21 protein-coding genes, 3 pseudogenes and 1 riboswitch are annotated in these 20,094 nt (G+C 34.9%); of the genes and pseudogenes, 5 read left to right on the forward strand and 19 right to left on the reverse strand.

The genetic code is table 11. From position 1 onward, the window contains the following. Positions 1-3: 3 nt before the first annotated feature. Genes NHG49_RS16630 through NHG49_RS16640 form a run of 3 tightly spaced genes read right to left on the reverse strand, consistent with a single transcriptional unit; the run spans position 4 to position 1,930 of the window. Positions 4-792, reverse strand: coding sequence for an ABC transporter permease subunit (locus NHG49_RS16630; protein ID WP_149174092.1), 789 nt, complete (start codon positions 790-792; stop codon positions 4-6). Then, positions 789-1,694, reverse strand: coding sequence for an ABC transporter ATP-binding protein (locus NHG49_RS16635; protein WP_064475840.1), 906 nt, complete (start codon positions 1,692-1,694; stop codon positions 789-791). The genes NHG49_RS16630 and NHG49_RS16635 overlap by 4 nt, the downstream gene beginning before the upstream one ends. Then, positions 1,691-1,930 carry a PLD nuclease N-terminal domain-containing protein gene (locus NHG49_RS16640; protein ID WP_064475841.1) on the reverse strand — a complete coding sequence of 80 codons (240 nt, stop codon included), beginning with the start codon at positions 1,928-1,930 and terminating at the stop codon, positions 1,691-1,693. Before NHG49_RS16640 ends, NHG49_RS16635 begins: the two co-directional genes overlap by 4 nt. A 127-nt stretch (positions 1,931-2,057) precedes the next feature. Here NHG49_RS16640 and NHG49_RS16645 point away from each other — a divergent pair, with 127 nt between their 5' ends. After that, a complete protein-coding gene (locus tag NHG49_RS16645) occupies positions 2,058-2,603 on the forward strand; it encodes a transcriptional regulator (protein WP_222655255.1) in 546 nt (181 codons plus the stop codon). 164 nt (positions 2,604-2,767) lie between these two features. On the opposite strand, the pseudogene NHG49_RS16650 reads toward NHG49_RS16645, so the two are convergent. Continuing rightward, positions 2,768-3,010, reverse strand: a pseudogene (locus tag NHG49_RS16650) (DUF5360 family protein); the annotation flags it as partial. Between the two features lie 43 nt (positions 3,011-3,053). On the opposite strand from NHG49_RS16650, the gene NHG49_RS16655 reads away from it, so the two are divergent. Then, positions 3,054-3,152, forward strand: coding sequence for a YjcZ family sporulation protein (locus NHG49_RS16655; protein WP_081257294.1), 99 nt, complete (start codon positions 3,054-3,056; stop codon positions 3,150-3,152). 25 nt (positions 3,153-3,177) lie between these two features. Here the strand turns inward: NHG49_RS16655 and NHG49_RS16660 are convergent, their stop codons facing one another. The 3 genes and pseudogenes from NHG49_RS16660 to NHG49_RS16670 all read right to left on the reverse strand — a co-directional run. Next, a complete protein-coding gene (locus tag NHG49_RS16660) occupies positions 3,178-3,927 on the reverse strand; it encodes a DUF7225 domain-containing protein (protein WP_154131389.1) in 750 nt (249 codons plus the stop codon). A gap of 898 nt (positions 3,928-4,825) precedes the next feature. Continuing rightward, positions 4,826-6,193 (reverse strand): short-chain fatty acid transporter, encoded by a 1,368-nt coding sequence (locus NHG49_RS16665; RefSeq protein ID WP_222660025.1) that lies wholly within the window; start codon positions 6,191-6,193, stop codon positions 4,826-4,828. A gap of 144 nt (positions 6,194-6,337) precedes the next feature. Beyond that, positions 6,338-6,508: pseudogene (locus NHG49_RS16670) on the reverse strand (SGNH/GDSL hydrolase family protein); the annotation flags it as partial. A 421-nt stretch (positions 6,509-6,929) separates the two neighbouring features. Between NHG49_RS16670 and NHG49_RS16675 the strand changes: the two are divergent. Continuing rightward, a pseudogene (locus NHG49_RS16675) lies at positions 6,930-7,221 on the forward strand (TIGR00366 family protein); the annotation flags it as partial. 28 nt (positions 7,222-7,249) lie between these two features. Here NHG49_RS16675 and NHG49_RS16680 read toward each other — a convergent pair. The 4 genes from NHG49_RS16680 to NHG49_RS16695 all read right to left on the reverse strand — a co-directional run bounded on the left by NHG49_RS16680 (position 7,250) and on the right by NHG49_RS16695 (position 9,159). Then, on the reverse strand, positions 7,250-7,603 hold the full coding sequence (locus tag NHG49_RS16680) for a group-specific protein (RefSeq protein ID WP_141547156.1): 354 nt from the start codon (positions 7,601-7,603) through the stop codon (positions 7,250-7,252). Then, positions 7,600-8,175, reverse strand: a complete 576-nt coding sequence (locus NHG49_RS16685; RefSeq protein WP_098653453.1) for an NAD(P)H-dependent oxidoreductase — start codon at positions 8,173-8,175, stop codon at positions 7,600-7,602. The genes NHG49_RS16680 and NHG49_RS16685 overlap by 4 nt, the downstream gene beginning before the upstream one ends. A 23-nt stretch (positions 8,176-8,198) precedes the next feature. Next, on the reverse strand, positions 8,199-8,636 hold the full coding sequence (locus NHG49_RS16690) for an SWIM zinc finger family protein (protein WP_222655253.1): 438 nt from the start codon (positions 8,634-8,636) through the stop codon (positions 8,199-8,201). Positions 8,637-8,841: 205 nt separating this feature from the next. Further along, positions 8,842-9,159: a hypothetical protein gene (locus NHG49_RS16695; RefSeq protein WP_002096439.1), complete on the reverse strand. Its 318-nt coding sequence runs from the start codon at positions 9,157-9,159 to the stop codon at positions 8,842-8,844. A gap of 40 nt (positions 9,160-9,199) precedes the next feature. Next, a riboswitch (SAM riboswitch) is annotated at positions 9,200-9,298 on the reverse strand. A 122-nt stretch (positions 9,299-9,420) separates the two neighbouring features. On the opposite strand from NHG49_RS16695, the gene NHG49_RS16700 reads away from it, so the two are divergent. After that, positions 9,421-9,612, forward strand: a complete 192-nt coding sequence (locus tag NHG49_RS16700) for a hypothetical protein (RefSeq protein ID WP_000545003.1) — start codon at positions 9,421-9,423, stop codon at positions 9,610-9,612. Between the two features lie 32 nt (positions 9,613-9,644). Here the strand turns inward: NHG49_RS16700 and NHG49_RS16705 are convergent, their stop codons facing one another. The 7 genes from NHG49_RS16705 to rraA all read right to left on the reverse strand — a co-directional run bounded on the left by NHG49_RS16705 (position 9,645) and on the right by rraA (position 17,243). Further along, positions 9,645-10,367, reverse strand: a complete 723-nt coding sequence (locus NHG49_RS16705) for a YwiC-like family protein (RefSeq protein WP_098653452.1) — start codon at positions 10,365-10,367, stop codon at positions 9,645-9,647. A 183-nt stretch (positions 10,368-10,550) separates the two neighbouring features. Then, positions 10,551-11,252, reverse strand: a complete 702-nt coding sequence (locus NHG49_RS16710; protein ID WP_222655252.1) for an ECF transporter S component — start codon at positions 11,250-11,252, stop codon at positions 10,551-10,553. Beyond that, entirely contained in the window at positions 11,225-12,886 is a 1,662-nt protein-coding gene (locus NHG49_RS16715; RefSeq protein WP_154131368.1) for an ABC transporter ATP-binding protein, read from the reverse strand. Before NHG49_RS16715 ends, NHG49_RS16710 begins: the two co-directional genes overlap by 28 nt. Continuing rightward, positions 12,859-13,737, reverse strand: a complete 879-nt coding sequence (locus tag NHG49_RS16720; RefSeq protein WP_258126315.1) for an energy-coupling factor transporter transmembrane component T — start codon at positions 13,735-13,737, stop codon at positions 12,859-12,861. Before NHG49_RS16720 ends, NHG49_RS16715 begins: the two co-directional genes overlap by 28 nt. 22 nt (positions 13,738-13,759) lie before the next feature. After that, positions 13,760-14,563 carry a DUF4430 domain-containing protein gene (locus NHG49_RS16725; protein ID WP_154131370.1) on the reverse strand — a complete coding sequence of 268 codons (804 nt, stop codon included), beginning with the start codon at positions 14,561-14,563 and terminating at the stop codon, positions 13,760-13,762. A gap of 56 nt (positions 14,564-14,619) precedes the next feature. Continuing rightward, positions 14,620-16,425 carry a DUF4430 domain-containing protein gene (locus tag NHG49_RS16730; protein WP_154131371.1) on the reverse strand — a complete coding sequence of 602 codons (1,806 nt, stop codon included), beginning with the start codon at positions 16,423-16,425 and terminating at the stop codon, positions 14,620-14,622. A gap of 338 nt (positions 16,426-16,763) precedes the next feature. Continuing rightward, a complete protein-coding gene (gene rraA / locus NHG49_RS16735; RefSeq protein ID WP_258126317.1) occupies positions 16,764-17,243 on the reverse strand; it encodes a ribonuclease E activity regulator RraA in 480 nt (159 codons plus the stop codon). A 201-nt stretch (positions 17,244-17,444) separates the two neighbouring features. Between rraA and NHG49_RS16740 the strand changes: the two genes are divergently transcribed. After that, complete coding sequence (locus tag NHG49_RS16740; RefSeq protein WP_258126318.1) at positions 17,445-18,875, forward strand: YfcC family protein; 1,431 nt, start codon at positions 17,445-17,447, stop codon at positions 18,873-18,875. A 143-nt stretch (positions 18,876-19,018) separates the two neighbouring features. Here the strand turns inward: NHG49_RS16740 and NHG49_RS16745 are convergent, their stop codons facing one another. Beyond that, on the reverse strand, positions 19,019-19,846 hold the full coding sequence (locus tag NHG49_RS16745) for an endonuclease I family protein (RefSeq protein WP_016135002.1): 828 nt from the start codon (positions 19,844-19,846) through the stop codon (positions 19,019-19,021). Positions 19,847-20,094: the final 248 nt, after the last annotated feature.

Consider the following 20,094-nt stretch of genomic DNA (forward strand, 5'->3'; position numbering starts at 1 on the left):
TTCTTATTCATACGTGAATTTTTTATTAACAATCCAATAATTTGTTAAGAAGAGTGTCAATAAGATCCAAATAATCGTTAGTAGTACATTGACCACTGCGGTTGCATTCACTCCCCCCGTGACTAACATTTCCATTGCATGTTTACTCATACTGGCTGGATTAACCTGATCTATTATTGGATTCAAACCGACAATTATTCTACAAGCTAAAAGAAAAACAATTGAAATTAGCGCAATAATACCTTGAGTTTGAAAAATAGCACTTATCATTATTGTGAAAGATACGATAAAAAGAACCCAAATTAAATAAAATAGTAATCCAGTAATCATGTGCAAAAACGGAACAGCAGTAAAAAGGTAGTTTATATATAGATAAGAAGTAAAGTACCCAATCATTACACTGAACGCTACTATTACATAATTTGATACTATTTTCCCCGCTATATATGAAGTAACCGTAACAGGTCTTGTTAAAATAAAGGCCAACATACCGTTGGCTTTATCTGTTTGAATGGCACCCATCATAGAAATTACTAGAATCATAAGTCCGAGCTGATCAAACTGAGACCCCAAAGTACTTGCTAGTACTTCGCCTCCTTGTTGTGCTGTCATACTCGGATCGATGGTAATCCCCTGCCCTCCACCTAATGATCCTAAAATGGATGGCAAGTAATGCGTTACTATTGGCTGTGTTGCCCCTAAAAATATAAAAACAATTGGTAGCCAAATCATCTTAAAATCACGTATCATTTGAACACATTCTTTTTTTATCAACACCATTAGATTATTCATTTTTGCACCACCAATTTCAAGAAAATTTCTTCTAAAGTATCGTTGTTTATTTCAAATTTAACGATGTCCACTTTATGCTCGAGTGCATTTTGCAGTAACATATTTTTATTCATTTCGATACTTTCAACCTTCACTTTGACTTTAAGCCCAATCACTTCTACGTCCTTCACATAGGGCAACTTTTTTACAACGTCAATCCACTTTCGATCTTTAGCTGTGATTTCAATGATTAACTTATTTTCGCTATTACGGTGTAAAAGCTGAGTAATTGTTGTATCTTCTATTTTTGTACCATCTTTAATCATGACAAATCGTTCACAGATTTCTTCTGCATCACTTAATATATGGGTTGATAATAAAATGGTTGTATCTTTTTTTATTTCTTCAATGAGATTTAATACTTCCCTTCTGCCAATTGGATCTAATGCAGATACTGGTTCATCCATGACAATAAGCGAAGGCTTATGTAATAATGCTTGTGCAATACCAAGTCTCTGTTTCATTCCCCCAGAAAAGGTACTCACCTTTGAACCATCTGCCCCACTTAATCCAACTTTCTCCAAAATTTTTGGTATCGACTTTGACAATGCTTCTTTTTTCATCCCTGAAAGTTGCCCCATAAACATTAGGGTTTCTCGCGCCGTCATCCAATGAAAGAAATTAGGGTACTGCGGTAAGTAGCCAATTTCCCTTTTCATTTTTGATATTTTTACCCCATTCAATAACACTTCACCAACATCTGGATTAATAATATCTGAAATCACTTTTATTAATGTAGATTTCCCTGCCCCATTTGGTCCGATTAACCCTACACATTCCCCTGATTGCAGTTCCATCGAGAAAGTATTGACAGCAATTTTTCCTTTAAATGATTTTGTTACATTTCTAATCTCTAATTTCATAATTTCTCACCGTCCTTTCTCCCTATAACAAAGTACAGAATAGGTCCCAATACGTTAACAAAGATAATAATTAGCGTCCATGCAAATACATTTTTTCTTGTTTTTCTATTTCGATATAAATCAATTAATGCAATGAAAACTAAAAGTGCCCCCACTGCAATAACCGGCAATATTATCGGGAGAAACGCCATAATATCCATGTCTTTAAGATCATTCCATCCATAATGTAGTTGCATTTTTATCATTCCTTCCTAAACTCATTATCATTATTGATAATAATAATGATAAATCAAGAGCAGATGCATTGCAAACATTATTCTCATTATTTATAATGAGAATAAATAATGAATAAGGTGATATATAGTGAGTAATAAAGTTGAAATCTTAATGCATCCAGTAAGAATGAAGATTTGCCAAGTATTAATGAGAAATAAAAAAGATGGACTAACACCATTAGAAATGGTAAAAATCATTAAAAATGTACCACAAGCAACACTATATAGACAGCTACAAACTATGGTTGATTCTGGTATTGTCCATGTAATTAACGAAAAAAAGGTAAAATCTGTTTCTGAAAAATATTACGCAATCAATGAAGAAGATGCAAAAATTGAAGGAAGTGAGTGGAAAGGATTATCTGATGATGACAAGTTAAACTACATTTCTTATTACCAGTTATCACTTATGACACAATATCAAAGTTACCTTAAGAAATTAGAGGAACAAAACAGTCAAGAAGATAAGGCTACTTTTTCTGTTGTGGAATTAAAGCTCGATGAAGAACACTTTGGAAAATTTCAAAACGAACTTAACGAATTAATGATTAAGTACTATAATAACCAAAGTAAAGACAACGAAATAGAGGCTCCGGTTCGGACTGTCGCTATTACAATTATTCCAGAAACGTAAACTAACTCAATATAAATAATACAAGCCGATGTTTCCTATGTTAAGGAAACATCGGCTATCTTCATTTCAAAAATTGTTTAGCTTCTGTTTTAACTTCTGCTGTAAGGCTAGCGAAAAAACTGATTTAGAATTCGAATGTGCTTAAAGCCCTTGTCTTTCTTTTATTAAATGAACTCTTTTCTTTCTTTTTTCATGTTACTCTCATACCATCCACACTCTCTCCAAACACTTTTAAAAAAGAAGCATGGGTAAACTAATAAATATAAATTAGGAATCCACCAAGAAATATCGGAATCTAAACGGATTGTCCAAAATGCTAGAGCTTGTAATCCTGAACAAAAAGTTAAAATTAATGATAAGAATGCAAAGTGGCTCCAAATATGTTTTTGTTTAGAATGTAAATACATGAGCATACCCCTGTTGTTCCCTCTTATTAAAGGAGGAACTATTATGGGATTTGGTGGTAGTTGCGATTTTACTGAAGGTTTTACTTTATTAGTTGTATTGTTTATTTTATTAATCATCGTCGGAGCTGCTTGCTTCTGCTAAAAAACTATAAGAAAAGACACTCTTATCATAGTGTCTTTTCTATTCTCTTTAAAGAATGTATATCGACCTCATAATTATTCCCATATGGTCTAAGCGCCGAAAGTTCTTCCTTTGGCCCATAAAATAATACTTTCAAATCATCATCTTTATACTGAACTACAAAGAAGTCATCAAATTGGTCAAATGTATTTTGATTGATCGTGATAAACCCTTTTTCTTGGGCAGTTGTTTTAACACTTATTCTTCTCCCATCTTTAATGACATCATATCCATGCTGATTAGTCACGTTGGATAGCTCACCATTTGTGTAAAGAACACAAAAAAATTCACCTAGACGACCTATAAGATGCCTTAATTCAGTCGCCTTACAACCAAGAACATTCATCTCAAATCGTAACATTTCAAAGTATGCCTCATATAACTTTTTGATTTGTGAGATTCCTATTTTATCCTTATCCTTATAAAAAAGAAGTTTACCATTATCCCACTCACCTACAACAGATTCACAATCTGCCCCTTTAGGTTTGTGAAAAACTAATCCTGTATAAGGATAATTTTCACCTACATATCTATAAGTTTTTTTATTTATATATATAAACAGATTTTTATTAAACACTCTCCCTTTGTTATAACGGTTATAACAATAATCAGCAGGATTAATACTCCCCGGTTTCGTATTAAATTTTGTTATTAATCTGTCCTTTATCTCTGCAAATGTTACAGTATCGCCTATTTTTTCTTTAAGAGCCTCTATAAATTGCTCATAAATAGTCAATGTAATCCTCTCCTCATGCTTATCAATATTTTTAGCCATAGTACAACCTTTACTCTATAATTTGACCCGATTGTAGAATAACGTAACCGATGTTTTTAACTTTTTTATATAACCATCTATATAAATTTTACATTTAATTACTTAAATTTCATAGCCTAATAGAGTAAAATATAAATTGGAGAATTTTATTAAAAATAAAGATAATACTCCATTAAGAGCTCTTTTTATTTAGGAAACGCGTCTTTTTTGTATTGGCTTTTTAAATAAGGTAAACGTGAAGAAGCATTATAAAAAACAGGACAATAATATTAAATTGACTTCCATTCGAAGGAGTTTAAGCTTTGCATGTATGACTATTTGGTTGAGCAATCGATATGTTGTGCTGAAACGTCAATATATAAAAAAGGATCTCTCTTGATAAAGAGAGATCCTTTTTTTACTTCTTCTTCTTTTCTGTCGGTTGGCTTTGTTTAGCGAAATTAGATGAATCATCGAAATTCGGTTGCTTTTTACCAGCATTATTACTTCTACCTTTTCCCATATGTAATGCACCTCCTCTCATCCTTACTATTCCCTATAAAAAAATCCTCTTGCATCCAGGAGGATTTTTTTATTGTCTCTTATTAATCATACCCAACTGTTCTCGTAGTACTTCCAACACTCCCGGTTCTGCCATACCATTTTGGATAGTTTTAACCATAGCGTTGATGGTAATTATCATATTCAGCTTGATAAAGAACAGCTTACGAATGAATTTGATATTGGCCATGAATTAGCATGTATCATCCTTTCTAAAAAACAAAAAAAAACACTATCCCTCCTCATGTTTTTACAGAAAGAATAGCGTTCTTTTCCTTTTAATGGTATTATTTGATATTAATGTATATCCCTATGAAAACTAATATAGAAATAACATCAATAAACTTGTTACAATCCCGACCCAAATGCAGAGAATGAAACAATAACCCATGATATCTTTAATTTTCAATCCCAGCACCCCTAAAAGAGGTAGTGCCCAGAACGGCTGAATTAAATTTGTCCAGGCGTCCCCCCAGCCTACCGCCATAGCGATAGTAGCCGGATCTACACCTAACTTCAATCCTGCAGGGACCTGCAGTGGCCCTTGCAAAGCCCATTGCCCCCCGCCAGATGGTGCCAATAAGTTCACCAATCCCGCTGACCAATATGTAAATATATCAAATGTATCCTTTGACGCAATAGATGCCATCCATTGAATGATTGAGCTCCCCAATCCTGAACTACCTAAAACAGCGATAATCCCCGCATAAAATGGAAACTGTAAGATAATTGGAGAAATGGATTGCGCAGATTCTTTGAATCCTTGCGCAAAGTTGCCAAGAGAACCATGCAAGAGTAAACCAAGTGATAAGAAAAACAAATTAATGATATTTAAATCTAAACTATGGCTGTTCATGAATTCATAAACACAATACAACGTGCCAATTCCGCCTAATACTATTCCTAGAACCGGTGTCCATTCCAGTTTTTCCGCAGCAGTTAAATTCTTTTGAGGAGGTTTTACAAAAGAATTTGTATCTGTTTCGATTGCTTTATAGCTGATAATCCCACTTTTTGGAGCCATAAGGACAATAATAATTGGCATCGTGATGAATAAAATGAAAAAAATAATTAAAGTAGAGTAACTAAAAATTGTTTGTGAGGTAGGAATAATTCCAATCATATCTACAAGAAAATGATCCTTTGTGGCAATTGTCAGGCCAATAGAACTGGAGAGACCTGCGCTATATAAGGCTGTCGGAGCGTAAGCAGCAGCTACAAGTAATGGAAAATGTGCATTCGGATTCTTTTTCGCTACTTCCTTCGCAATGATCGCTCCCACAACTACGGCTAGTCCCCAATTAATATAGTATGCAATTGCACTGATCAAAAATGTCATCGTATAAGCCTTTTGGGGTGTATCGGCTAACTTTGCAACGGACTGCAAGCCTCTATTAATAAAAGGGACAGAAGCTAGCGTCATCCCTGTAACCATTAATAATACCATTTGCATTGTAAATGTTAAATAAGTCCAAAACCCATCCCCCCAAGATTTTACGATTTTGTACGGATTTGAGGGATTCATCAATAAAGCTATAATGAAAGTAAATAAAGTTAGCAATACAGCAATAACAAAGGCATCTGGGACATATTTCTGAGACCATCTCGAAAATACATTTGCACATCGTGTAAGCAATGATTCTTTCTTTCCTGGTTCTGGATTTGTCTCCAATAAAGAATGTTTCATAAATATTCTCCTTTCTAAACTTTAATAAGGTAAATATAAATAACATTCCACAAAAGAAAATAAAATCCTTTTGCACTTGCTGCATACTAATCAACTAGAGTTACACTTAGATGCCGTTACTTTCACCCTCTCATTGATGATTCATTCCCACGGACGTGTTACCCTCGTATTAATAAATATCATTTTATGTTCATTTCCAATTAACTTTATAAATGAAACAAGTTGCCCAGTAGTAAAGGCTCCATTTGTATCTAATCCAACAATGAAATAGTTTCCTAAATTCGCTTCATTTTTTAACTCTTTAACTACAGGCATTATTATTTTAAATCCACAGGAATAACCAATTTCAAAACAAAATTAACAATACTAATTGGCGGACAACCATTTACAATTCTTCAGGGATGGTTGTCTATCGAAGTTAGCGCAAACGGACGTAACTTTCAGATAATCAATACGCATTTAGAGCCGTTTTCTCCCCCTGTTCAAGTTGCTCAAGGGAACGAATTACCAACAGAACCAGCCAATACAAATCTACCGCTAATCCTTCTAGGAAATTCAAATTCAAGTGCTAACGGAACCAGTTCACCAACATATAGAAATTTCATCACGATATTGTATTAATTCAGCTTCTTATCTTAATAAAAAAATGTATTTCAATTTATAATTTTAATAGAAGGAATAGATTAAGTAGGAGGAGGTACTTTGAGGATAGCGCCTTTTCTTTATAAAAACTCAAAGTGCTGGCATCGTTAATATTTTCGTTCCATCTGGTGGCGGTCAATGGGCTGTGCAAGCACCCATTATGATTCCAGCTGGCGCTGAACTTGGTGTACCTGCCGCAAAAACAGCAATGGCAATTGCGTGGGGCGATGCTTGGACGAATTTGATTCAACCATTCTGGGCTTTACCGGCATTAGCGATAGCTGGTTTAGGTGCTCGTGATATTATGGGATTTTGCGTTGTTAACTTACTATATGCAGAATTTATCCATTAGTCTATGTTTCTTATTTATTCAAACAAAAAGCTAGTTTTATACTAGCTTTTTTACACAATAAATCATTTATTTCCCATGCAATTTATAACCCTCTTCCACTCTATCTCCGTAAGATGTAACGCCTCAAATGCAAAAAAGTCTTCACATACTTTTTCAATTAAATGTGGATTTTTCTTAAGGAAATTCCATTGTAACGCTTTAGGAAGAAAATACGCTTCATACTCTTTACTTCCTCTTACTACCTCATCCACTTCTCTTTCACAAATTCCTCTTATTAAGTAATCATTTCTTAATTGTATTTGAATTTGTTGAAACGTTTCACTACATTTCTTCAATTGGACTAAGCAATTAATATATGTACGAAAAAATTCATTATCATAATTGCAACACTTTATAATACGTTCCATTTCATTCATAATGAACGAGCTTTTTCTTCTATTTGTAATAGCCACTTTTCCCGCTTCTCTACTTTACTCGTTTTCACAGATTGAAAAACAGATCGTTTTATATCGCGAATGCCGCAAAAACGTAAAACGCCTCTCTTCATCATAATCCAATCTACTGATCGATATAATAGTGCAACGTACCATAACGGTGAATCTAACGTATTAATTACCCATGCCTTCTTCCCTTTCAATAAGCCTTTCGGCAGGGCTCCTTCATATTTATAAGCAAAACCAGCTACGAAAATGCGATCAATAAACCCTTTTAAAATAGCAGGCATCCCCCACCACCATATCGGATATATAAAGAGAAGCGTATCCGCTTCTTCTACTAACGTTCTGTACCGAGCTGTTTCTTCTTCATTTACTAAATCACGTCTTTTCTTCTCTTCATTAAATACAAGGACTGGATCAAATTGTTCCTTATATAAATCAAGTACCGTAACCGAATGATTTGTTTCTTGTAATCCTTTTTGCACATACTTTAATATCGCTGCGTTAAAACTGGAAGGACTAGGATGAGCGTATACAATTAGTACATTCACTTCATAACAACTCCCTCTATAAGTTAAAGTTTCCCCTTCTTTAACATCTTCTCTACAATTTGCACGTTTTTCGAACTTTGTAATAAACAATTTAATAATGTAAGTAACTCTTCCTTTTCTAAACCTTTCAGCTTCTCTTTAACCGTACTTTCACCAGCACCTTGAATATCATAAACGACCGCCGCCATATGCTTACAATAATTTTCATATGGACACTCGCAACTACTTTCTGTAAAACTTTCAAGATCAATCATTACTTCATAGTTTCCTGCATTTCCAGTAACGAAAGCAAATATTTTCTTTTCTTGTATTTCAACATCTTCTACATGTCCTTCTTCATAATATTCATAACCTTTATCCATAATGTACTTAGGAATCCATTTCGTTATATCATTTAGTAAGTAAGCGTACATAACAACACCTCTTCCTTTAATTCCCTTTTGACTTCCAAAACCCTGCATGTTATTCTAATAACTGTCAAATAGCAAGTCTATATGACAAAACGACTGACACCTATTCGGCGGAGGTGTCTCTTTTCATTTGCAGCCGATATGAAGTGCCTCTTTCAGGCACATTCAATCTTTGACACTACACACTCAACACCATTCCCTTGTATCAGGCTGCTTAAGCAGTCTTTTACTCTACATACTTCAAAAAAAAGAGAGCTTAGCTCCCTTTTCCCGCCTTATAAAATACCCCTTTTTCAGTATAGAGATATTCATCAGCTAATGTAATTTTCCCATCCAGTTTCAGTTCATCTAATAGTCTTGATAAATAAAATTGATGTAACATCTTTTTCGTGAATTTTCCTTCATGATGCGAAACGATATGTTCTTGAATATCTAACAATGATATTGGCTTATCTTGCTCTATCATATATTCATAAACTGTACTACGCAGTTTTACGTATTTTTCGAGTGTCACAGTACTTCGCAACCCCTTTCTTCTTAATATAAATTTTCGTAATCGGTTTTTTTGCAACAAAAAAACCTCTCCGATAAGAAGAAGTTACGTATATATCTTCGTCTTATCTCCCAGAACAAATATGTTCTGCTGGAATTAGCACCTGCATCGCGGTTGCTGGGTTTCATCGGGCCAGTCCCTCCACCTCTCTGGATAAGAAAATATTCACTTAATTCCTACTATACGTAATTTCGTTTTAATTGTCAAATAAATATAACAAATTATATTTTGTTCCTTACTGTTCATACTATACATATATGAATATGCAAGGAGGATTATGAAATGCACGAGAATGCTCGCGGATATGTCCAAAATTCTTTTCAATCATTACAAGAAGCAAAACATTGTTTAGAAGAAGCGCTACAAACTGTTGAAAAAGATTTTAATCGCGCTCGTATTGAACAATCACTTTATGCGATCGAACAAGCTATTCAACGCTGTGATTACACGGTTCATATTTTAGAACAAGATTGAAAAAGCTTCCCATCATAAGGTGGGAAGCTTTTTCAAATGGCATACTTCATAATTATTGCCGTTATAATTAAAAAATATACAGAATTAGCAATTTCTAAAACCCCTACTTTTATAATAGAAATTTTTTTGCCATACAACATAATTGCTCGAATGACACTCGGTATAAAAATAAGAGAACACCACGGATTCATTGAAAATACAATGATTGTTAATACAATATGATACCCCCATGATATACGGCGATACTTCGGGTTATTTTTCTCGCGAATCATCGTTTTTACATAAAATGTACTTCCTAAAAAATATAAAAATGAAATAAGCGCAATAAATAATGCTGTTTTATCTATAAGTTTCATTGAAAAATAATAACTAACTAAACCACCAATACAAAAAACAATAATCGCACTAATGTCATTTAGTAACGCTCTTTCATTCTTTTGACGGGCGTAATACATATTTACTATAAATAATGGAATCATTACTGCTACGAATAAAAGAATGCGCCATTCATATAATAGAGAAATCATCCCAAATACGAAAGCGATGATAAAATATACAATTGCTGCATGTAAAAACTCTTTTTTTCGTTTTTGCTTTATGTACGTAAGAAATGGATACGTAGCTAAATAGATAAAGAACCAAGCTAAAAACAATGGAATATGATAAATAGTAGGTTTCCCAAGTATGACACTTAATAGAAATGGTATAACGAGCATGGCCCATGCACCATGTTGCTTCGGAATAACTAACTTCATTAACTATACACCTCCCTTTTGAAAATAGTTCTCACCTACTATTATACAAATAATTTTATATAGTAACGGATATATATTGGACTATTTTTTGACAATAAAAAATGCTCCTTACAATATGTAAGAAGCATGAAAGAGGCAAACGAATATGTAAGTCGCGACCCTACCTTATATGAGTATGCTTTTCTATGCCATGTTATGCTTATCTAATATGCCAAATTTCTTTTTGAATCTCGTAAGAATCGTAATCCAAGACGTACTAAATAATAGTAAGAAAACAACATTCGAAATCGCATGGCTCAAATCGAAATAAAAACTTGCAACATAGTACGCGACAACTGTTTCCCACGTTGCTTCCTGTATAAAACCGAGAAGCCCCCAGAAGTTCATAATCCAGCCAAATAAAAATCCAACAAACAATCCGTATAGAAGTCTTCCCCATAGCTTTCTCATTAAAAATGTATTACGTAAGAATCCAGCTATAAAACCAATCATACCCCAGGAAAACATTTGCCATGGCGTCCACGGACCTTGTCCTAAAAAGATGTTAGATACGATAGCCGCTGTTGCACCGATCATAAAACCAGTTTCACTCCCAAACACAATTGCAGAAACGATAATGACAAATGAAGTCGGTTGTACACTTGGCAATATCGAAAATGGCACGCGGCTAACTGCTGCAATTGCCGCTAACACAGCAACGAGCACAATTTCACGTGAAACAAAAGCCTTTCTTTCAAAGCGGATATAGAAAGGTAACATAATAATAACTAATAAAAACAAACTACTTAACATGTAATAACCGTCCATGATAAGTGTAGTAAAGAGTAATGTGCCTATTATTACTGCAAAAATACATATTATGAATGCAACATATCGTTTGGACACGCTTCGTACACATCCTCCCACGTTAATGCATATGGCAATTCTTTTCGAATGAATCGATTGATAGATGTTGTATAAAAGAAGTTTCCACTAAAAAATTCCTTCGGTGCATCATTCATAATAACTGCTCCGTCAAATAACATCATGCATTGATCAACGTATTTCGCTGCAAACTCAATATCATGCGTTGCCATTACAATTGTTGTACCTTCTTTTTGTAGCTTTCTAAATAGCTCTCCTACTCTTTCTTTTTTCCACGGATCTAATCCCTTTGTCGGTTCATCAAGTAACAATAAAGTCGGCTTTGATAATAACGTTGTACATAACGCAAGTAGTTGTTGCTCTCCCCCGCTACAATCATGCGGATGGCGTTCTTTAAGCGAATGTAACCAAAACTGTTTTAGCATATCTTCTGCTATTTCTTTTCCTTGTTCTCCATATAACTCACGTGCACGTTCATACACTTCTTCCCACACTGTATCAAATGTAAAATGATAATACGGATGTTGTGATACATACCCAATCCTTTTAAATCGTTCTTTCGAATCAATTTTATGTATCACTTTCCCATTCCACTTTACTTTCCCTCTTCTCGCTTTTTGCAATCCCGCTAAAATCGTTAACAGTGTAGATTTACCTGTACCATTTTTCCCAACGAGAGCTACCCATTTTCCTTTTTCAATCGATACGGTTAAATCTCGTAAAATAAGCGGACTATTTTTTTCATATTGGAACAAAATATGCTCTGCGCTTAAAATGACTTCTCGCTTTTCACTTTGTGCTATTGGCTCATTCACATATGATATATCTGAAAAGTTATTCAGTTTCATTTGTGCTTCTCGCACTGTAAACGGAATATCTTCCACGTCCCATTCTAAAAACAATCTTGGAATTTGCGGAATAAATGGACGGAACTTTTCAACTTCCCACATGTTCGCTATAACCGTTTTAGGACTGCCATCATAAACGATGCGGCCGTTATCCATACAAATAACGCGTGTTGCAAGTGGTATCACTTCATCTAAACGATGTTCACTTAAAACGATCGTAATTCCAAGTTCTTCGTTAATACGTTTTAACAATCCTAAAAACTCTTTCGCAGCAATTGGATCTAACTGCGCCGTCGGTTCATCTAATAATAATAATTTCGGCTGCATAACTAATACTGCAGCTAAATTGACGAGCTGCTTTTGCCCGCCAGATAACGTATGAACAGATTGATGCAATAAATCTTGAAATCCTAAGAAGCTAATAAGCTCTGCTATTCGTTTTTGAATAATCTGTGATGGTAACCCGATATTTTCTAAAGAAAATGCTAATTCTTGAATGACCGTATCCATTACGAGCTGATTTTCTGGATTTTGAAATACCATACCAATTTCTTGTGCAGATAATAAATCAGGTACTTCCTCTATTAAAACGTCATCATAAAAAATTTCTCCTGAACGTGTCCCAATTGGAAGTAATTCCTTTTTAAAATGTTTTAATAAAGTCGTCTTCCCAGAGCCTGATCCACCGGCAAGTGCAATAAACTCTCCTTTTTGAATAGAAAGAGAAATATGCTGTAACGCATATTCGTTTTCATCAGCATATACAAATGATAAATTGTTTATTTCTGCATGCGCCACCATATCCATTCCCTTCCTTCCATTATAATTGGTAAACTAATAAACATCGTAAGTACGACAAACATCATTCCATCGTATTGCTGAAATAGAATAGACTCGACTTTTGGATAAATGATTAACTTTCCTCCGCCATACGTACTACATATAATAGCAATGATAAGTAGAATACTTAAATAACTGAGCATATACCAATCGCGTCTTTCCATTCTATACCGAATATATGTCGTACGCCTCGTTACACCAAACCCACGAGCTTGCATAGAATCTGCTGTTTGCAGCGCATCTTCTAATGAACAAATTAATAATACTTGCAGCAATTGCATACCGTTTTTCACCCGTTCAACAATTGAGCCTGCATGTACTTGTACACCTTTTGTCTTTTGGACGAGTGTTATTTTCTGTAACCGCCTCATAAACAAAGGAACAAACCTCACTGTAATCATCGTTAACAATGCTACTTTCGGTGAAATTCTAGAAAACAAATATAAAAATTTATGACTTGAAATAATATCATTATACGAAGCAAACGTAAACATAATCGCAACTAATAATAACCCCATTACTACTCCAAACATAATCGCCTCAAGCTTAATACGGCTATCACCTAACCAAAATAATGTAGTTCGACCTCTATGCGTTAATAACGAATTAAATAAAATCACCATAAAAAAGAAAATAATTGTACTCGGTAACATCTTTCTTATCTTTTCGCTATTCCCTTGCATTATATTGATTATAACGATTAAGAGTATCGCTCCAATTAAAAAAAGAGGATGAAGACACATCATACATAGTATCATCACCCCGATATAATAGAAAAAATTCACAAAAGGATGTAAAGAAGAAAAACTTATTTTCATAGCCCTTTACCGAATGCCTTTCTTATTTTAATACAAACACCCACTCAATTGTATCTCCTGGTTTAACTGTTACTACACCAGCACTATAGTTTGGAAAAGCACCATTCACACGATATTTCCACCCACTAGTAGTAGTAATATCTTTTTCATATAAATCATTAATACCTTTTACATAAATATCACCTTTAGAACCCATCACATCAAGCTCTAATCCTGTGTTCTTTAGCACATTATAGACCGTGTCACCTTCTTGTACATCAACCTTTTTCGCGCCTAATATGTATCCTTCATGTCCTTTTACGGAAATAGTAACTTGTTTTGCTTTAGGTTCTGGTGGTACTGGGTTTGGTGGTGGTACCGGTGTTGGCGGAGTTGGTACACTATTGTTCTCTTCTGGATTTTTCTTTTGCTCCTGCTTCGGTGTTTCTTTCGGCTGATTCACAACCTTCGCTTCTTCTTTTACTTCTGGTGCTTTCGGCTGTTGCTGTTGTTTCTCTTCTTGTGCTTTTTGTTGTTCTGGTTGCTTAGTAGCAGGCTGTTCCTTAGGTTTTTCTTCCTTTTTTATTTCTGGTTGTGCCTGCGTCTTTTCTTCTTTCGGCTTCTCTTCTACTTTTTGTTCTTGCTTCTCTTTCTGTTCTTCTTGCTTATTTTGCTCTTGTTCAGCTTGTTTTTCCTCCGGTTTTTCTTCATCTTTTTTCTCTTCTTGTTTTGCAACCTCTTCTTGCTTTGGTTCTACTTTCTTCTCAGGCTTAACAGCTGCCTCTTCACATCCGGCAAGTAGCCCAAGTGAAAGCATTAAAGAAATAAACCACTTCATCTTACTCATGTTGTCTCTCACCTTTCATAATAAAATTAGGAGCAAATGATTGCTCCTAATTTTTGTTAAGCTGCTTTACGTCTCCATAATACATATGCAGCAGCAATACATATTACACCCATACCTACTTCTGTAGCTGCACTATGAGAAGATGCTCCTGTTTTTGGTAACGTGCTACCATTTCCGGATTTTTTATTTTTAACCGGCTCATTATCGACAACAACTTTTAGCGTGTCATCTTTCGTTTCTTCTTGTACTTGCTTTTGTTCTTCTGGTTGTTCAGTAACTTCTTTTTCTACTACAACATTTTCTGAATCCACATTCGGTTTCTTATCGATTTCAGGAACAGATACATTTGACCAATCATAAATCGATTTTCCAAGATCCTCAAACTGAAGTAAAGCTAAAAATGCTTGCTCTGTAGCCATTCCGCTACCGTTTTGATCACTTGGTAACCATTTGAATTCACCATTTGGAAGTTGGTATGATAGTAGATTTTGCATTGCCTTATGTAGACGATTTTGATCTACATCTTTCACAAGTGATAGTCCAATAATTGCTTGCGCAGCACTATTAGAATTTTCTTGTCCATCAGCAGAAAAACCACCATTTTCTAACTGTTCATTATATAAGTAAGCAACAGCTTTTTCTACAGCTGGCTTCACATCTGGTCGATCTTGATAAGGAGCTAATGCTGATAAAACCATACCTGTTACATCAACGCTACTAGCACTGTCTTTACTGCTTACACTATCGTAAGTCCAGCCGCCATCTGTATGTTGCGCGTTTAAAAGCGCATCTACTAAAGCAACTCGATTCCATTTTGAATTCACTGGAACTTCATATTTCTTCGTATCAAATGCAAGTAAAGCAAATGTATAACCTGTAACAGAATTCACTTTATCTGATTCGTACAATTTTTGAACTAAATTATGTTCGCCAACCTTTGTAGGGTCTGCTTGCATTGCATTCATCATAATAATCGTTCTAGCTAAATCTGTCGCTGAAAAACGGTTAATGCGCTTTTCTACTTTTTCAGTTACTGACTTAACATAATTTAATTTCGCCTCAATTGGAACATTCTTTCCAGAACGAGAAAGGCCTAAAGCTACCCAATCACTTTCAATTCCATCTTGTAACATCTTTTCAGATGTCTTAGAGATCGCGTCATTTACTTGCGCTGCTGGAACTTGAATGTTCTCTTGCTTTGGTTGCTCTGGTTTTTCTTGTTTTGGATCATCCGTTTTTGGTTCTTCTGGTTTTTCTTGTTTTGGATCATCTGTTTTTGGTTCTTCTGGTTTTTCTTGTTTTGGATCATCCGTTTTTGGCTCTTCTGGTTTTTCTTGTTTTGGATCATCTGTCTTTGGTTCTTCTGGTTTTTCTTGTTTTGGATCATCTGTCTTTGGTTCTTCTACAGTTTTACAAGTACCAAATTTATCTAATGTTTGCTGTAATGTTTCCTGGCTCATATTACTCCAGTCTGCAACAAAACGAAAGACAACAACATCTCCAGCATTTAATTTATAACTATCTGCTCCAACTTCTGCAGATTTATCATTTACATCATATAACCAGCCACTTGTGTCCCCAGCCATTAAACCGTCAATGCCTTTAACATACGTTCCAAAAGACATTGTCTCTGCTGTTACTTTGTCCCCCATGACTTTTTGCAGCAAACTTAAAGCTGTTTCCCCATCTTTAATTTGCTCTTCTTTCGGACATAACATAATACCCTTTTGTGATTCACCAATAATTGCAAGTTTTGCTGTATTTCCTTCAGCAAACGTAATATGTACTGTATTCGCAAAAGAAACAAATACAAGTGTAACTGCCATTAACGACGTAAGCAGCCATTTTTTTAACATTGCCATCCCAAAATTTCCTCCCTTACTACTATTTACACAAAAAAAGGCCCTTCAAGGGCGTGCAATTGACACTCTTTTTTTGTAAGTGTCGAACAAACTGTACAACACCTCCGACCCGCATCATTCGCGGCTATATTTGTATAGGAAAAATAATTTTGTTTATGAACGTATCATTGTGATAACATTCACTTTTCTAGGCACAACTGACTTCCATTCAAGTTATCGTAAAACGATAAACCTATACATTCTGTTAATTTTAAATTTCTGTATTATTTTACTATTGACAAAGAATTTTGTCCATGCTTTATCGGATTTATTTTCTAAGAATAGTAACTTACTAACCTTTAACGATGCAAACTCTTTTCACTAATAATGACGCCATCTTCATCCACATACACATATTCATTCGGCTTCCATTCTACTTGTCCAAATTGCAATGAAATATTCCGCTCTCCTTTTCCTTCTTTTACACTTCTATTTGGCATCGTCCCTAACGCTAAAATACCAATATTAATATTCTTTAGTTCACTAGAATCACGAACATATCCATTTACAATAATTCCTGCCAGCTTCCTTTCCTCTGCAATAGCTGCCAAATTATCACCAAGTAACGCACAATTCGTAGATGCTCCGCCATCCACAACTAATATCGTTCCTTCTGGTAGTGTTTGCAATCCTTCCTTCACTAGTACATTATCATCCTTCACCTTTACCGTTGCAATTTTCCCGTGAAATTGTTCTTTCTTCCCAAAAGACCGAAATGACTGGCGACATATTTGTAATTCTTTTTCAAACTCATCACATAGATCCGTAGTTTTCCACATCTTTTTCCCCTCTTTTCCTTATTCCTTCTATATAACATATTCTTGGGTTATTTTCGTTTCCCTGTCTAACGTTTCAATAATTTGTATGTGCAGGAAAAGCATAGAAAAACTATTGCCTTAAGAAGCCACCTTTATTATAATCTATTTCACAGATAAATTTCAGAATATTAAAAATTAACCAAGTGAAAAAGGAGGGGTTTTATGCAATTACATACCGAGGCAAAAAAACAGCCGAGTAAACGAAAGTTTAAAATGCCTGACGCGTACGTACTACTATTTTTTATTGCTTTACTTTGTGCAATAGCTACATATTTCGTTCCTGCTGGAGAATTTAAAAGAGTTACAAACGGTACTGTTACAACGACAATACCAGGAAGTTATCATTCTGTTCCACAATCGCCAGTAGGGTTTGTTTCTTTTTTTACCGCTATTGAAAAAGGAATGACACTTGCTGCTCCGATCATCTTTTTAATTTTATTTACAGGTGGAGCCATCGCCATTCTTGAAAAGACAGGTGCCCTTGACGGTTTAATCTATCATGTTATTAATAAATTTCGCAATCAGCAATTACTTTTCATTTGTATTGTCGCTGCACTCTTTTCTATTCTCGGAACGACTGGTATTATCGTTAACTCAGTTATTGGCTTTATCCCCATCGGCATCATCGTTGCACGCACATTAAAATGGGACGCTATCGTCGGCGTAGCAATTATTTATTTAGGCACTTATGCTGGTTTTAATGCTACTATATTATCTCCCTCACCTTTAGGCATTTCACAAAAGATCGCAGAACTTCCGATGTTTTCAGGGATTGGTTTACGTACAGCAATCTATATCTCTTTTTTAATTGCTACCATTTTATATATTAATTGGTACGTAAAACGTTTGAAGAAATCGAATAAAGGAAGCATTCTCGGTGACAACTGGTTTCCAAGTAACGCTCTTTCAAACGAAAGAGAAATAAAGAAAACAGAAGTTCCTTGGACAATACGCCACAAATTAATTTTACTCGTTTCAGCTTTATCGTTAATTGCATTTTTAATAGGCGCTTTTCGTCTACATTGGACGGACGCAGAAATGACCGCTACTTTTATTTTCATAGCAATTACAGCGGGAATAATAGGTGGTATGAAAGCAAACGATATCGCTTCTACTTTTCTAGCAGGCTGCCAAAATCTCATATACGGTGCTTTGATCGTCGGAATGGCTCGTTGTATTTCAGTCATTTTAGAACAAGGGAAATTACTTGATACAATCGTTAATCAACTCGTACAGTCTCTCGAAGGGCATAGCCCTGTATTTGGCGTTATCGGTATGTATGTAAGTAGTGCAGCATTACATTTCCTCATTTCATCCGGGACAGGAGAATCTGTTATTTTCATTCCGATATTAGCTCCATTAGCCGATTTCATGCACATTACACGCCAAGTTACAGTACAAGCTGTTATGCTTGGAGAAGGTGTAGTGAACTGTCTCAACCCAACTTCCGGTGTTTTAATGGGCGTTCTCGCAGCGAGCGGCATTTCTTACGGAAAATGGATTCGATTTATGGCTCCACTTGCATTCATTTGGTTTATCATTGGACTTATTTTTCTTATTATTGGCGTGAATATTGAATGGGGACCGTATTAAAAGACTCATATTATACTTAACTTAATAAAATATCTATTCTATTCTCCAATCCTATAAAAATCATTTATTCTAGTATAGATATAAATAGGGATTGATCACTATGATCAATCCCTTCTCTCAAAGTAAAAATACCTTTAAATATTTTAATTCCAAATTTTATTTACCCATTCCGGATGATCAATAAAAGGATTACGGTTATGTTGATATTTCGTAAAAATCACTTCATTACGCTTTCGCTCTAAATCATCTACCGGGTCTTGTTCATTCCATTTTAGTAAAACGGATAGTTTGCCCATGTATGGATCTTTATTGTTATTCACCTTTTCATTTAATTCTAAGTCTATTTCCCCATTGTCTCCTTCATAACGAACAGCCATGTAAAATAGCATTCTAGCGATATCTCCTTTTACACTATCACGAGGTTCCCAAGAATCACTATCGTATTTACATTCTGTCGCTTCCGAATGATTCACACCACCATTATCAAAATCCAGATTTCCACGTGAACTATTTACAGATACATCCGTCGCTCTTAAATGATGCAAATCTGTTCCAGCTCCTGCAGTCGTTCCAAAATCACCGTGAGATTTTGCCCAAACATGCTCTCGGTTCCAATTATCAACTCCTGAACCATTCGTAAGTTTCCCTTGCGAACGCCCAGTATATAAGAGTATCACATTGTTTTTATTATTTGGATCTTCATCAGTATCTCTTAGTGCTTCCCAAACCGCACTGTATGATAACTTTGTATGATCATCAATAATATTATGAAGTTCCTTCTTTAATTCTAAACCCGTTTTTCCTATTGCATTATTATAATATGTATCATCATAGCTTTTTACAGTAATCTCTTGTGGTGATGCAGAAGCTACTTCACCGTGTATGATATCTGTGAATGATAGAGATGCAGTACCTAAAATAAAAAATGAAGATAGTGTAACCATAGCAAGCTTTGTATTTCGAAACTTCATATACCCATTTCCCCTTTAACATATAATTTGAAGCTATTAACTAAAAAGTGCTTTCTAACCCCCAAAAACTTTTAGAAAGCCATACCCACCCTTTTCTTTTTATTTAATACAAAAACTCTATTGAGTCTGTATCATTTCCACACTTTTGGTTTATCTACTTTTCAAGGAATATCCTTCTCTAGTAAAGATTATTAAAATATTCCTTACAATTAAAAAGTAGTTTAATGTTAACTCATAAATTTCAATTT

Source organism: Bacillus sp. IBL03825, assembly GCF_024712505.1.
Taxonomy (GTDB): domain Bacteria; phylum Bacillota; class Bacilli; order Bacillales; family Bacillaceae_G; genus Bacillus_A; species Bacillus_A wiedmannii.

What these genes read in the sequence shown, in the direction of transcription:
- NHG49_RS16640 (WP_064475841.1), bottom strand. Translation starts at nt 1,930, where the DNA reads ATGCAACTACATTATGGATGGAATGATCTTAAAGACATGGATATTATG.
- NHG49_RS16720 (WP_258126315.1), bottom strand. Translation starts at nt 13,737, where the DNA reads ATGAAAATAAGTTTTTCTTCTTTACATCCTTTTGTGAATTTTTTCTAT.
- NHG49_RS16665 (WP_222660025.1), bottom strand. Translation starts at nt 6,193, where the DNA reads ATGAAACATTCTTTATTGGAGACAAATCCAGAACCAGGAAAGAAAGAA.
- NHG49_RS16715 (WP_154131368.1), bottom strand. Translation starts at nt 12,886, where the DNA reads ATGGATATGGTGGCGCATGCAGAAATAAACAATTTATCATTTGTATAT.
- NHG49_RS16705 (WP_098653452.1), bottom strand. Translation starts at nt 10,367, where the DNA reads ATGAAGTTAGTTATTCCGAAGCAACATGGTGCATGGGCCATGCTCGTT.
- NHG49_RS16635 (WP_064475840.1), bottom strand. Translation starts at nt 1,694, where the DNA reads ATGAAATTAGAGATTAGAAATGTAACAAAATCATTTAAAGGAAAAATT.
- rraA (WP_258126317.1), bottom strand. Translation starts at nt 17,243, where the DNA reads ATGTGGAAAACTACGGATCTATGTGATGAGTTTGAAAAAGAATTACAA.
- NHG49_RS16630 (WP_149174092.1), bottom strand. Translation starts at nt 792, where the DNA reads ATGAATAATCTAATGGTGTTGATAAAAAAAGAATGTGTTCAAATGATA.
- NHG49_RS16690 (WP_222655253.1), bottom strand. Translation starts at nt 8,636, where the DNA reads ATGCAGGGTTTTGGAAGTCAAAAGGGAATTAAAGGAAGAGGTGTTGTT.
- NHG49_RS16740 (WP_258126318.1), top strand. Translation starts at nt 17,445, where the DNA reads ATGCAATTACATACCGAGGCAAAAAAACAGCCGAGTAAACGAAAGTTT.
- NHG49_RS16725 (WP_154131370.1), bottom strand. Translation starts at nt 14,563, where the DNA reads ATGAGTAAGATGAAGTGGTTTATTTCTTTAATGCTTTCACTTGGGCTA.
- NHG49_RS16680 (WP_141547156.1), bottom strand. Translation starts at nt 7,603, where the DNA reads ATGAATGAAATGGAACGTATTATAAAGTGTTGCAATTATGATAATGAA.
- NHG49_RS16730 (WP_154131371.1), bottom strand. Translation starts at nt 16,425, where the DNA reads ATGGCAATGTTAAAAAAATGGCTGCTTACGTCGTTAATGGCAGTTACA.
- NHG49_RS16655 (WP_081257294.1), top strand. Translation starts at nt 3,054, where the DNA reads ATGGGATTTGGTGGTAGTTGCGATTTTACTGAAGGTTTTACTTTATTA.
- NHG49_RS16745 (WP_016135002.1), bottom strand. Translation starts at nt 19,846, where the DNA reads ATGAAGTTTCGAAATACAAAGCTTGCTATGGTTACACTATCTTCATTT.
- NHG49_RS16700 (WP_000545003.1), top strand. Translation starts at nt 9,421, where the DNA reads ATGCACGAGAATGCTCGCGGATATGTCCAAAATTCTTTTCAATCATTA.